Origin of the sequence: Hydrogenophaga sp. (assembly GCF_018780075.1) — a bacterium.
Classification (GTDB): Bacteria; Pseudomonadota; Gammaproteobacteria; order Burkholderiales; family Burkholderiaceae_C; genus Hydrogenophaga.
In genome coordinates this window covers 1-13,243 of the sequence record NZ_JADMKB010000020.1, presented here as the reverse complement: position 1 = coordinate 13,243, position 13,243 = coordinate 1, and the positions used below count along the sequence as shown (strand labels likewise).

The 13,243-nt window shown below is 67.0% G+C and carries 11 protein-coding genes and 1 tRNA gene; 2 read left to right on the top strand and 10 right to left on the bottom strand.

The window, feature by feature from the left end; translation table 11 throughout:
* Both IV088_RS05445 and IV088_RS05440 read left to right on the top strand, forming a co-directional pair.
* Nucleotides 1–1,861, top strand: a 1,861-nt coding sequence (locus IV088_RS05445) for a 3'-5' exonuclease (RefSeq protein WP_291098816.1), incomplete at its 5' end; no start/stop codon positions are given.
* Between the two features lie 5 nt (nt 1,862–1,866).
* Nucleotides 1,867–2,349: a hypothetical protein gene (locus IV088_RS05440; RefSeq protein WP_291098813.1), complete on the top strand. Its 483-nt coding sequence runs from the start codon at nt 1,867–1,869 to the stop codon at nt 2,347–2,349.
* A 43-nt stretch (nt 2,350–2,392) separates the two neighbouring features.
* Here the strand turns inward: IV088_RS05440 and IV088_RS05435 are convergent, their stop codons facing one another.
* From IV088_RS05435 to IV088_RS05390, 10 genes are all read right to left on the bottom strand, one after another.
* Nucleotides 2,393–2,791 (bottom strand): hypothetical protein, encoded by a 399-nt coding sequence (locus IV088_RS05435; RefSeq protein ID WP_291098810.1) that lies wholly within the window; start codon nt 2,789–2,791, stop codon nt 2,393–2,395.
* Nucleotides 2,781–3,206, bottom strand: a complete 426-nt coding sequence (locus tag IV088_RS05430; RefSeq protein WP_236963620.1) for a YkgJ family cysteine cluster protein — start codon at nt 3,204–3,206, stop codon at nt 2,781–2,783. The genes IV088_RS05435 and IV088_RS05430 overlap by 11 nt, the downstream gene beginning before the upstream one ends.
* Before the next feature lie 51 nt (nt 3,207–3,257).
* Nucleotides 3,258–3,333: transfer RNA gene (locus IV088_RS05425), tRNA-Phe, on the bottom strand.
* A 54-nt stretch (nt 3,334–3,387) separates the two neighbouring features.
* Nucleotides 3,388–4,083 carry a response regulator gene (locus tag IV088_RS05420; RefSeq protein WP_291098805.1) on the bottom strand — a complete coding sequence of 232 codons (696 nt, stop codon included), beginning with the start codon at nt 4,081–4,083 and terminating at the stop codon, nt 3,388–3,390.
* Between the two features lie 30 nt (nt 4,084–4,113).
* Nucleotides 4,114–6,399, bottom strand: coding sequence for an ATP-binding protein (locus IV088_RS05415; protein ID WP_291098802.1), 2,286 nt, complete (start codon nt 6,397–6,399; stop codon nt 4,114–4,116).
* Nucleotides 6,399–7,037, bottom strand: a complete 639-nt coding sequence (locus IV088_RS05410; RefSeq protein WP_291098800.1) for a DUF4390 domain-containing protein — start codon at nt 7,035–7,037, stop codon at nt 6,399–6,401. The genes IV088_RS05415 and IV088_RS05410 overlap by 1 nt, the downstream gene beginning before the upstream one ends.
* 25 nt (nt 7,038–7,062) lie before the next feature.
* Nucleotides 7,063–8,409 carry a 16S rRNA (cytosine(967)-C(5))-methyltransferase RsmB gene (rsmB, locus tag IV088_RS05405; protein WP_291098797.1) on the bottom strand — a complete coding sequence of 449 codons (1,347 nt, stop codon included), beginning with the start codon at nt 8,407–8,409 and terminating at the stop codon, nt 7,063–7,065.
* Nucleotides 8,410–8,435: 26 nt separating this feature from the next.
* Nucleotides 8,436–9,500 (bottom strand): M48 family metalloprotease, encoded by a 1,065-nt coding sequence (locus IV088_RS05400; protein ID WP_291098794.1) that lies wholly within the window; start codon nt 9,498–9,500, stop codon nt 8,436–8,438.
* 116 nt (nt 9,501–9,616) lie between these two features.
* On the bottom strand, nt 9,617–10,210 hold the full coding sequence (locus IV088_RS05395) for a LemA family protein (RefSeq protein WP_291098791.1): 594 nt from the start codon (nt 10,208–10,210) through the stop codon (nt 9,617–9,619).
* A gap of 160 nt (nt 10,211–10,370) precedes the next feature.
* A partial coding sequence (locus IV088_RS05390; protein WP_291098789.1) for a DNA-directed RNA polymerase subunit beta' occupies nt 10,371–13,243 on the bottom strand: 2,873 nt, incomplete at its 5' end.

The window sequence follows — 13,243 nt, the reverse complement described above, 5'->3', positions numbered from 1 at the left end:
GGTGGGGCGCGACGCGAAGAAGGTGCTGATCTGCACCTTCCACGCGCTGGGCGTGAAGCTGCTGCGCGAGGACGGCGAGGTGCTGGGTCTGAAGAAGAACTTCAGCATCCTCGACACCGACGACATCACCAGCATGCTCAAGGACTGCGGCGGCACCACCGACGCCAACATCGCGCGCGGCTGGCAGTGGGCGATCAGCGCCCTGAAGAGCGCGGGCCTGAATTCAGGCCAGGCGCTGGCGCAGGCGAAGGACGACAACGAACGTGTCACCGCGACCATCATGGCGCGCTACGAGGAGCGCCTCACCGCCTACCAGAGCGTCGATTTCGACGACCTGATCAGCCTGCCACTCAAGCTGCTGACCGAGCACCTGGACGTGCGCGAGCGCTGGCAGAAGAAGATGGGCCATGTGCTGGTGGACGAGTACCAGGACACCAACGCCACCCAGTACGAGCTGCTCAAGCTGCTGGTGGGCGAGCGCGCGCGCTTCACCGCCGTGGGCGACGACGACCAGTCCATCTACGGCTGGCGCGGCGCCACGCTGGACAACCTCAAGCGCCTGCCGCAGGACTTTCCCGAGCTCAAGGTCATCAAGCTGGAGCAGAACTACCGCTCCACCAGCGCCATCCTGCGCGCGGCCAACAACGTCATCGGCCCCAACCCCAAGCTGTTCCCCAAGACGCTGTGGAGCGACCTCGGCGAAGGCGAACCGGTGCGCGTGGTGGACGCCGACAACGAGGAGCACGAGGCCGAGCGCGCAGTGGCGCGCATCCAGAGCCTGCGCACCACCTCGCCGCACAAGGAGTTTCGCGACTTCGCCATCCTCTACCGCGCCAACCACATGGCGCGCTCGTTCGAGCAGTCGCTGCGCCGCGCGCAGATTCCGTACAAGGTCTCGGGCGGTCAGAGCTTCTTCGACAAGGCCGAGATCCGCGACCTCTGCGCCTGGCTGCGCCTGCTGGTGAACAACGACGACGACCCGGCGTTCCTGCGCTCGGCCACCACCCCCAAACGTGGCATCGGCCACACCACGCTGCAGGCGCTGGGCAACTTCGCCACGCAATACAAGCTGAGCCTGTTCGAGGCCCTGTTCTCCCACTCGCTCGGCGCCGCCCTGCCCGCGCGCGCCGTGGCCACGCTGCACGAGTTCGGGCGCGCGGTGAACGACCTCGAATACCGCGCCAAACACACGGTGGGCCACGAAGCCGCGCGCGCCTTCCTCACCGAGTGGCTCAAAGACATCGCCTACGAAAAGCACCTGTACGACAGCGAAGACAACGAGAAGGTCGCTGCGGCGCGCTGGACCAACGTGGTGGAGTTCTGCGACTGGGTGGCCGGGCGCTGCGGCGGCCAGATCGAAGACGAAGCCGGCGTGCAGACCGAGAGCGAGCGCAAGACGCTGCTCGAAGTGGTTCAGACCATCGCCCTGCTCTCGACGCTCTCCGAGCGCGAGAAAGACCAGAACGTGGTGACGCTCTCCACCCTGCACGCATCGAAAGGCCTGGAGTGGCCGCACGTGATGCTGGTGGGCGTGAACGAAGGCCTGCTGCCGTTCAAGATGGACGAAGAAAGCAACCGTGACGCCAGCGCTGAGAGCCTGGCGCAGCGCCTGCAGGAAGAACGCCGCCTCATGTACGTGGGCATCACGCGTGCGCAGCGCACGCTGGCCGTGAGCTGGCTCAAGCGCCGCAAGAAGGGCCGCGAAAGTGTGCCCGGCGTGGCCAGCCGCTTCATCCAGGAAATGGGGCTGGACCAGAACACGGTGAAAGAAGACCCGCGCGAAAAGCTGCGCGCGCTGCGCGCCGAGTTTGCCCAACGCGCCACCGAGCAGGCCGCCATCAAGGCGGCCGAGACGCCATGAGGCCCATGCGCCCGCTCGCCGTGGGCCTCGCCAGCGCGTGGCTGGTGCTGGGCACGCCCGCACAGGCGCAGGTGGAAGGGCGGCCGCTCGACCCCTGCCCCGCGGCGCGGGACGTGAGGCCGCCCGATCTGTACGGCCTGTGGCATTTCAGCCTGTGGCCATCCGGCGGCAACGAAGACGCGGCGGTGTCCCGGGGCGCCATGCTGCTCGAAGCCCACCCCGAGTACCCGGACAGCGTGCGCGGCCAGCTGAAACGCAGCACGCGGACCGACGAGGTGAAGGCACAGGTGTCGGGCGACGTGACGGATGGTGGGTTCAACCTCGACGAGTCCGACGACGGTGTCGCCATGAGCGCGGTGTGGACCGGGGACATCTCCCCCTCCGACTGCCGGCTCGACATCCGCGGCACACGCCGCGCGGCCGAAGGGCGGTCCGGCGGTGACCCCGACTGGAACTTCCGCCTGATCAAAGCGCCTGCGCGCCGCTGACCACGGGCCTGGCAAGCCGACGGCCCATGCGCCGGCTGCGCTTTCAGGGCTGAGCGTCTTCGATCAGCGCCGCGTTGACCTGGCGGATGCGATCGTCTTCGTAATAACCGCCGTACTCGGTGTAACGCAGGAAGGGCCGGGCGCAGGCCTTGCAGGTCCACACATCGCAGCGGTTGTAGGGAAAGAAGGCGGGCGCGATCGGCGCGTCGATCGACCAACCGTGCGTGCCGTGCGGGTGGTGCTCCACGACCGTGGGCTCATCGACCTCTTCGCGCCGCAGCGTGCCCACCCGCTGCAACAACGCGGTGTCGAAGGTCGTCGGCACCGACTCCCAGCCGGGACACACCAGCGGCGCACACACGTCACAGCGGCCGGGCCGCTCCGCCCTCGCGAGCGCGGTCAGCGCGGCGGCCGACAGCAGCGGCAAGGCGTCAGCGCTCATGGGCGGGCACGATCCTCACGATCCGCTTGGCGCCATACGGGCAGTAGCCCGGCTTGGGCCCCACGTGCGGGTGCTTGCGGCAAGTGTCTGGCCGCTGTTCGTAGACCGTGCAGCGCCGCGTCTTCGCGTCCAGAAACTGGCAGTCCCCGCTGGCGCGGCGCGCCAGCGTGAAGACGCTGTGCTTGAAGTTGAAATGATCGATCAGCCCGGCCTTGTCCAGCCGCTTGGCGATCTGCTTGGGCGCCTCGTGCTCGACCTCGAACGGGTCCACCAGACCCAGCCGCACCAGCTCCGGCAGGCGCACCTCGACCGGCATGGTGCAGCAGTTGGCCACACAGCTGTCGCACAGACCGGCGCGGTGGCGCGTCCAGGTGTCGGGACGGTCAACTTCGACGGTGTGGATCGAGGATTTCAACGGGAAGGTACCAAGCAAAACGCCCAGCGGGTGCTGGGCGTTTCAGGTGTTTGGTGGCCTGGGACGGAATCGAACCATCGACACGCGGATTTTCAATCCGCTGCTCTACCAACTGAGCTACCGGGCCAAACAGAAGCGGAATTGTAGCAGCTTCTTGGGCCGATTCTGGCGTTGCCCGCGCTCACAGCGCATTGCGTTTGCTGCGGGCGAGGTCCACGCCCAGCTGCTTGAGCTTTCGGTAGAGGTGGGTGCGCTCCAGACCGGTCTTTTCGGCCACACGGGTCATGGAGCCGGACTCTTTGGCGAGGTGGTATTCGAAATAGGCTTTCTCGAACTCGTCGCGCGCTTCGCGCAGTGGGCCTTCGAGGTTGAACGACTGCAGCGACTGCGGGCCGATGTCGAGCACCATATCGGGCAGCGTGCCACCGGTCATGGCGGCTTCGACGGTCAGGTCGGCCGGGGCGATCATGGCCACGTGGTTCTTCTGCAGTGAGGGCGCGAGGGGCTTGACCGCTGTTTTGTTCAGGCCCACGTCCACCGCCTTGAGCAGCTTCTGCAGCGTGATGGGTTTTTCGAGGAACGCGGTGGCACCGATGCGCGTGGCTTCCACCGCGGTGTCGATGGTGGCGTGGCCGCTCATCATGATCACCGGCATGGTCAGCAGACCGGTGCTGGCCCACTCCTTGAGCAGGCTCACACCGTCGGTGTCGGGCATCCAGATGTCGAGCAGCACGAGGTCGGGCCGGAACTGGGTGCGCAGCGCGCGCGCCTGGGCCGCATTTTCAGCCAGCTCGACCGTGTGACCCTCGTCGTTGAGGATCTCGGACAGCAGGTCGCGTATCCCCAGTTCGTCGTCTACCACCAGAATAGTTGCCATGGCGCGGAATGCTTCCCTCTGTCAATGTTGTCAAATCGCAACTGCGAATGATAACGACACTTGGGCACCCACAATCTTGTGGTCGATCAGGCGGTTGCTGATGTCCACGCGGCCACCGTGCTCTTCCATCATCTTCTTGACGACCGCGAGACCAAGCCCTGTGCCTTTGGTTTTCGTGGTGACGTAGGGCTCGAAGGCGCGCTTGAGGATGTGCTCGGCAAACCCAGGCCCCTGGTCGATCACCGCCAGACGCACCCACTGACCACCCTCGGTGTGGCGGGTGCGCAGCAGCACGAAGGCGTCCGGTTGTCCGGCCATGGCGTCCTGCGCGTTCTGCACCAGGTTGTGCAGGATCTGGCGCATCTGCTGCGGATCGGCCATCACCGGCGGAACGTGCTCGTCGAGCTCGCAGCGCACCGGCACCACGGCGTGGTCGTAGAGCACCAGGATGTCGCGCACCAGGGCGTTGAGGTCGGTCGCCACCAATTGGGCGGCGGGCAGGCGTGCGTAATCGCGGAATTCATTGACCAGCCGCTTCATTGCGTCGACCTGGTCCACGATGGTGCGCACACTCTTGTTGAGGATCGCCTGTTCGGCGGGCTGGACCTTGCCTTCGAGCTTCATGGCCAGGCGCTCGGCCGAGAGCTGAATCGGCGTCAACGGGTTCTTGATTTCGTGCGCCAGGCGCCGCGCCACCTCGCCCCAGGCCTGCGCGCGCTGGGCCGAGACCATCTCGGACACATCGTCGAACACCAGCAGGCGCTCGTTGTTGGGCAACAGGGCACCACGCGCGATCAGCGTGACACCTTCGTCCAGGGGCGTTCGGCCATGCGGGCCGAGCTCGAAGGACTGCTGCCAATGGCCGCCCTCGTGCGGCGTGTCCTCCGACAGGAAACGGTCAAACTGCGCCAGCACGCTGGCCCCGAACGCCTCCAACCCCGGCACCTCGGCCAGCGACTGGCCCATGTGCAGGGCCAGCGGTGTGCGCAGGATGCGCGCCGCGCCGGGGTTGACGCTGCGCAGCCGCCCTTGTTCGTCGAGCACGGCGACGCCCGCGGTGAGGTTGTCCAGGATCGTCTGCAGGTTGTCCCGCGCCGCGTCCACCTGTTGCATGCTGAGCTGCACCGCGTTGCGGGCGTCGGCCAGGTCCTGCGTCATGTGGGCAAAGGTGCGCGTGAGCCCGGCGAGCTCGTCGCGCGAGGTCAGCGCCGCCTTGGGAGACAGATCGCCTTGCGCCACTTCGCGCATGCCTTCGGCCAGCACCAGCAGCGGCCGCACCATCTGGTTGCCCAGCAGCACGGCCAGCAGCACCGCGCCGAACACCGAGAGGAACAGTGCCAGCGTGAGCGTGCCGATGTACATGCGCCGCAGACCCTCGCGCCCCAGCGCCCGCTCCTGGTATTCGCGGTTGGCGACCTGCACCGCCAGCGCGTCGGTGACCAGGGCTGCGGGCAGCGGCACAGCCACCTGCAGGTAGCGCGACTCGTCCTCCAGGCCAAACCCGGGCGCGCGCACCAGGGCCAGCACCTTGATGCGCGCCTGCCCCACCGCGAGCTCGGCCTGCTCAGCGCCGTCGCTGCCCTCCTCCAGTCCTTCGATCTGCGCCACCACCCGGTTGGCGCGCACGCTGCGCAGCACAGCGGTCGCGGGGCGGTTGGGCGTGAAATCGAAACGCGAGGCACCCGCGGTGGCCAAGGCCTGCCCGGAGCTGCTCCAGAGCACCATGTCGCTGGCACCCAGTTGGGTGCGCAGCCGTTCCATGGCCAGCAAGGCCGAGGTCGAGGGCAGGCGGGCGAGCTCTTCGGCCGCCATGCGGGTTTTGCCGCTGAGATCGGCGCTCAGCGTGTCGAGCGTGGTGCGCCCCAGGTTGAGGCCGGCGGCCAGCGCCGACTCGACGCGCACGTCGAACCAGCTCTCGATGGACCTCGCCACGAACTGGTAGGACACCGCGTAGATCAGCACCCCCGGCAGCACACCGACCAGCCCGATGATGGCCGCCAGCTTGATCAGCAGCTGGCTGCCGAACTTGCCACGCCTCAACCGCATGATCAAGCGCATGGCGAGCCAGACGATGACCAGGAACAGCAGCACCGCGACCGCCACGTTCACCCCCGCCAGCCAGGCGAAGTTCTGCTCGTAGAAGGCGCGGTTGCGGGTGGCCAGCGTGAGCAGGAACAGAAGCACCATGCCCAGCCCGGTCATGAACACCAGGGCCGCCACGAGGGCCCAGCGCTTGCGGCGGGCCACCTTGTGGTCGAGTCGTGCGTTGTCGGTGCTCACGTGGGCGGGGCGGCGGTGGCGCGCGGTGAACGGCATCAGCGCGCGTCTGGCGCGGCGGCTTCAGGTCGGGCGTCGGCCTCGTTGTTCGCCGGCACGTCCAGGTCACGCTGCACTTCGATCACCCAGTCGGACTGGTTCACCATGCCGATCTGGAACGGTCTCGGCAGCAGCGAAAGATCGAGCCGGAAGCGCCACTGTGCCTGGTAGCGAACGCCCTCTTCCAGCCGGCCGGGCTCGGCAATCTGCCAGTTCACCACGCGGCTGATGCCCGCCAGCGCTTCGGGAAGCGAGTCGAAGTTCTGGTGCAGCGCGTATTGCAACCCTGTGCCAATGGCGCCTCCGTCGGTGGACAGGCTCACGCGCCAGCGCCGGGTGAGCGGCTGGTAAGCCAGCCGGAGGGTGCGCGTGGCGGCGCTGATGCGCTTGTCGGTCCAGTACCAGCGCTCGCGCACCACCTCGGTTTGCCACGCGAAATAGAGGGGCACGCCTTTGAGCAAGGCGTCTTCCACAGCCGGCGAGGGCACCAGCGCCAGCCGCACCGAGAGCTGAAGGCCGTCGGCACTGCGCTGCAGGCTGCTTTGCAGCACCTCGGGCCCACGCGCATGCGCCGGCACGGCCTGCAACACCAGCAGCAGGGTGCAAACGACGGCCAGAAGCCAGCGCCACAGCGACATCACAGCGGCTGCGGGCGGCGCTGCATCAAGGCTGGGCCTTGTCCAAGCGGGCGTAATAAAAGCCGTCGTATCCACCCGGTTCATTGTCGTTGAACTCCCCGCCAGGGGCGGTGGTTCCCGGGTGCAAATGCCCTGGTGAGGGGATCAGAACGGCGTCGGTGTGGCGTTCAAGGAACGCCCGGACCTGATCCTGGCCCTCGGCATGGAACACCGAGCAAGTGCAATAGACCAGCCGGCCGCCCGGTTTGAGCAGGGGCCACAGGGTGTCCAGCAGGCGCCGCTGGATGGCGACCAACTGGTCCACGTCGGTGGCCCGGCGCAACCAGCGCACGTCGGGGTGTCGGCGGACGATACCGGCGGCGGTGCAAGGCGCGTCCAGCAGGATGGCGTCAAACCGCCGGCCGTCCCACCAGGTGTCGGGCAGGCCCGCATCGGCCGCCTTGACCTCCGCCCTGAGGCCCAGGCGGCGCAGGTTGTCATGGATGCGTTCGCAGCGCTGGGCGTCCACGTCCAGCGCGAGCAGGTCCAGATCAGCCCGCTCCAGCAGGTGGGCGGTCTTGCCGCCGGGCGCGGCGCAGGCGTCGAGCACCCGGTCGTTCGCGCTCCACGCGCGGCCGTCCAGCAGCAAGCCGGCCGCCAACTGGGCCGCGCCGTCCTGCACCGAGCAATGTCCCTGCGCAAAACCCGGCAGGCGCTCGACCGGCTGCGGTGTGGACATCACCAGCCCGTCCTCGCCCAGCGCCTGCGTCTCCAATCCCAAGTCCTTCAGCGTCTGGGCATAGGCGTCGCGCGCCACGAGGCGGCGGTTGACGCGCAACACCATCGGCCCAGGCCGGTTGCTGGCCTGCAGGATGGTCTGCCAATGGTCCGGGTGGTCGCGCTGCAGCCGCTCGATCCACCAGCGCGGGTGGTTCCAGCGCGCCACCGGATCCTGTGCCACGCTCTCCAGCAGCGTGCGGCGCTCCCGCAGAAAGCGGCGCAGGCAGGCATTGAGAAAGCCGGCCTGCATGCGGGTGTCACGCGCGAGCTTGGCCGCGTCCACGGCCTGGTTCACCACCGTGTGCGGCTGGTACTGCTGCCCATCCTCGTCCGCGATCAGCACAGCCAGCGCCGCGTGCAACAGGGCGAGCACCGGTGGTGCGGGCGCTCGCTGGGCCAGCCGCTGCGCCACGGCGCGCGCCGTGCCCAGGTGGCGCAACGCCTGAAAGCTCAGGGCCTGGGTGCCAGGCCGCATCCCGGCGGGCACGCGCGGCAGCACCTCACTGAGCGAATGCCCCTGCTCGACCGCCAGCACACAGCGGGCGGTTTCATGCAACAGGGCACCCAGGCTGGGGGCGAGCCGGGGCGATGTGCCGGAGGTATCGATAGACATCAAGAGGACAGGCGCTTCAATAGGGTTCAGCTCAAGGTCCAGCCGGGTGCCGTGACGCCGGGCGGTACTGGCGGCGTGGTCGAGGCCGTGACGGGGTCGGGCGCATCGTTGCGATCGAGTGACAGCGGGCCCATCTGACGGCCGTAGATGCGGCGCACGCGCTGCGCCAGCGACGGATGGGAATCGAACCAGTGTGCCACCCTTCCGTCCTCGCTCCCCACCAGCAGCATGTGTTGCACCGTCGAGCCCATCCGCCGGAACATCACGCCTTCGTTCTGCTGGCTCATGATCTTGCGCAAGACGCCGCCCAGCCCGTCGCGGCTGCGTGTCCACTGCACCGCGCGGGCGTCGGCCAGGTACTCGCGCTGGCGCGACACCGCCGCCTGCAGGGCATGCCCGGCCACCCAACCCAGCCAGCCCGCGGCCATGATGGCCACGCCCAGCAGCGAAGCGGCCATGCGGCGCTCCCTCACATCGGGCTCGGCCAGGTGCTGCCCCATGCGAAACAGCATCTCCAGGCCAAACACCATGCCCATCAGGCGCATGTTCAGGCGCGTGTCGCCCTCGCGGATGTGGCTGAATTCGTGCGCCACCAGACCCTGCAGCTCCTCGCGGTTGAGGTGCTCCAGCGCGCCACAGGTGACGGCCACCACCGCGTCGTCTTCGTCCCAGCCGGTGGCGAAGGCGTTGATGCCCTGGTCACGCGCCAGCACCATCGCCTGGGGCCGCTTCATGCCCGAAGAGATCGCCATCTCATCGACGATGTTGGCAAACCGGTGTTCGTCAAAGTGGCTGCCCGGCTGGGCCAGCCGCGCCCCCATCTGCTCGGCCAGCGCCCGCCCGCCCCCGGACAGGCGAGAGGTTTCCACCCACCAGCCGCCCAGCACGAACAGCAACGTGACCGCGGTGTTGACCTCAAAAAAATGGCGCGGATACATCGCACCCGGCACCCAGAAACTCCAGGTCAGGCCCCAGGCCAGGGCAAGCGCCGCGTTGACCGCCACCAGCAACAAGAGCACGGTGAGGCCAAACGCCAGCAGTAGCTTGAGCGTCTGCCCGCGCGCCTCGCGTTGGGACTCAAAGATCAGCACAAAAACTCCTCAGGGCAGACGGTGACCCAACCCAGGACACCGCCGGGCCGGCTTTGCCGGACGGCCAGTGTCGCCCCCTTGAGGGGGTGACGGGCGGAGCCCGGCGCGGGGGTGGATCAGAAACTCACCTTCACGGCCGCACGTTCGGCTTCGTTCTGGGTGGACTGCAGCATCGACTGTGGCTGGAAGTTGAACAGCCGCGCCACGATCAACGCCGGGAACTGGGCCGCCGCGTCGTTGAACTCCAGCACATGGTCGTTATAGGCCTGGCGCGCGAAACCGATGCGGTTTTCGGTGCTGGACAGCTCCTCGCTCAGCTCGCGCATGGTCTGGTCGGCCTTCAGGTCGGGATAGGCCTCGGCCACCGCGAACAGCCGGCCCAGAGCGCCACCGAGCACCTGCTCGGCGCCAGCCAGCGCACCGATGGCGCCCGCGCTCAACGGGCTCGCCGCCGCCGACTGCTCGGCGCTGCGCGCCTGGTTGCGGGCGGCGATCACCGCCTCCAGGGTCTGGGCTTCGTGCGCGAGGTACTTGCGCGCGACCTCGACCAGGTTGGGAATCAGGTCGTAGCGGCGCTTGAGCTGCACATCGATCTGGCCAAACGCATTGGCGATCGCGTTTTTCAGGCGGGTCAACCGGTTGAATGCCCCCACGGCCCAGAACACCAGCAACAGAACCACCGCGAGCAGGATCCACGACACAGCCGACATATTGAGATCTCCGTTGGGGTTGACGCCAGACAGCGCCCGGCGAGCGCTGGGCAATATACCCCAGCCCCTCTGCGGCGTGCCGCACGCACCCGGCCTGCGCACAGAAAAAAAGCCCCCGACCTGACGGTCGGGGGCTTTTGGGGGGGGCGGCGGTGAAGCTTTATTCGGCCGCGTCGCTGGTGCTGGACGCGTCGGCCTGGTCGGCCGCCAGCGACATCGCATCGGCTTCGGCGATGGCGCGGCGCTCTTCGTCGTCCATCTTTTCCTTGACCTTGCGCGCCTCGTGGTAGGCCATGCCGGTACCGGCCGGGATCAGGCGACCCACGATCACGTTTTCCTTCAGACCACGCAACTCGTCGCGCTTGCCCATGATGGCCGCCTCGGTCAACACGCGGGTGGTTTCCTGGAAGGACGCCGCCGAGATGAACGAGTCGGTGGACAACGAAGCCTTGGTGATACCCAGCAACACGTTGGTGTAGGTCGGCGCGATCTTGCCTTCGGCGTGCAATGCATCGATGGTGTTCAGGATCTCCGAACGCTCGACCTGCTCGCCAGCGATGTACGACGAATCGCCCACGCTGTCGACGATCACGCGGCGCAGCATCTGGCGAACGATCACCTCGATGTGCTTGTCGTTGATCTTCACGCCCTGCAGACGGTACACGTCCTGCACTTCGTCAACGATGTAGCGCGACAGCTCTTCGATGCCCAGCAGGCGCAGGATGTCCTGCGGATCGGCCGGGCCGTCCACCACGCTCTCGCCCTTGTTGACCACCTGGCCTTCGTGCACCAGGATGTTCTTTTCCTTGGGGATGAGCTCGTCCCAGATCTTGCCTTCCGGATCGGTGATCTGCAGGCGGACCTTGCCCTTGGTTTCCTTGCCGAACGACACGGTACCGGTCATCTCGGCCAGCATGCCCTTGTCCTTCGGGCTGCGGGCTTCGAACAGCTCGGCCACCCGCGGCAGACCGCCGGTGATGTCGCGCGTCTTCTGGCCTTCGACCGGGATGCGGGCGAGCACGTGGCCGGGGCCGACGTCCTGACCGTCGCGCACTTCCAGCAGCGCGCCGATCTGGAAGCCCACCGTCACGGAGTGGTCCGTGCCAGGGATCTTCACTTCGTTGCCCTGGGCGTCGAGCAGTTTGACCAGCGGACGCACCACCTTGGCCGAACCGCGGTGCTTCGGATCGATCACCACCAGCGAGGACAGACCGGTCACATCGTTGACCTGCTTGGCCACCGTCAGGCCCTCTTCCACGTTCTCGAACTTCACCTGACCGGCGAATTCCGTGATGATGGGACGGGTCAGCGGATCCCAGTTGGCCAGGATCGCGCCGGCCTTGATCTGCTGGTCGGCCTTGACCGCCAGGATCGCGCCGTACGGCACCTTGTGGCGCTCGCGCTCACGACCGATTTCGTCGTGGATGATGATTTCGCCGGAACGCGCGATCACCACCAGCTCGCCCTTGCTGTTCGTCACATAACGCATCGTGGCGTTGAAGCCGATCGCGCCACTGGACTTGGCTTCCACGCTGGAGGCCACCGCCGCACGCGACGCCGCACCACCGATGTGGAAGGTGCGCATGGTCAGCTGCGTGCCGGGCTCACCAATCGACTGCGCGGCGATCACGCCGACCGCTTCGCCGATGTTCACCAGGCCACCACGGCCCAGGTCGCGGCCGTAGCACTTGGCGCAAATGCCGAAGCGGGTTTCGCAGGTCAGTGCGGTGCGCACCTTGACCTCGTCCACGCCGATGACTTCCAGCTCGTCGAGCATGTCTTCGTCCAGCAGCGTGCCGGCCGGCAGCAAGGTCGCGCGGGTCTCGGGGTGCACCACGTCTTCGGCGACGGTACGGCCCAGGATGCGGTCGCGCAGCGACTCGATCACTTCACCGCCTTCGACGATGGCGCGCATCACCGTGCCGTTGCTCGTGCCGCAGTCCTGGCTGTTGACCACCAGATCCTGCGTCACATCGACCAGACGACGGGTCAGGTAACCCGAGTTGGCCGTCTTCAGCGCCGTGTCGGCCAGGCCCTTTCGGGCGCCGTGCGTGGAGATGAAGTACTGCAACACGTTCAGACCTTCACGGAAGTTCGCCGTGATGGGGGTCTCGATGATGGAGCCGTCGGGCTTGGCCATCAGGCCGCGCATGCCGGCGAGCTGGCGGATCTGCGCAGCAGAGCCACGCGCTCCCGAGTCGGCCATCATGTAGATGGAGTTGAACGACTCCTGGTCCACTTCCTTGCCGTGGCGGTCGGTGGTCTTCTGCTTGGCCAACTGGGCCATCATGACCTTGGAGATCTCGTCACCGGCCTTGCCCCAGATGTCCACCACCTTGTTGTAGCGCTCGCCGGCGGTCACCAGACCCGAGGCGTACTGCTGGGCGATTTCTTTCACTTCCCTCTCGGCGCGGTCGATGATGGCCGGCTTTTCCTTGGGCACCAGCATGTCATCCACGCAGATGGAGATGCCGGCGCGCGTGGCCAGACGGAAACCGTTCTGCAGCAGCTTGTCGGCAAACACCACGGTCTCTTTCAGACCGCACTTGCGGAAGGAGACGTTGATCAGCTTGGAGATCTCTTTCTTCTTCAGCGCCTTGTTCAGCACCTCAAAAGGCAGACCCTTGGGCAGGATTTCCGACAGCAGGGCGCGGCCGACCGTCGTGTCCACCAGCGAGGTGCTGGTCACGAATTCGCCGGTTTCCTTGTTCTTGGTCGACTCGGTCAGGCGCACGCTGATCTTGGCGGTGATTTCCACCACGCCGTTGTCCAGCGCACGCTGCAGCTCGGCCAGATCCGAGAAGATCATGCCTTCGCCCTTGCCATTGATGCGTTCGCGGGTCGCGTAGTACAGACCCAGCACCACGTCTTGCGACGGCACGATCGAGGGCTCGCCGTTGGCCGGGAACAGCACGTTGTTCGAGGCCAGCATCAGCGTGCGGGCTTCGATCTGGGCTTCCACCGACAGCGGCACGTGGACGGCCATCTGGTCACCGTCGAAGTCGGCGTTGAAGGCCGCGCAAACGAGGGGGT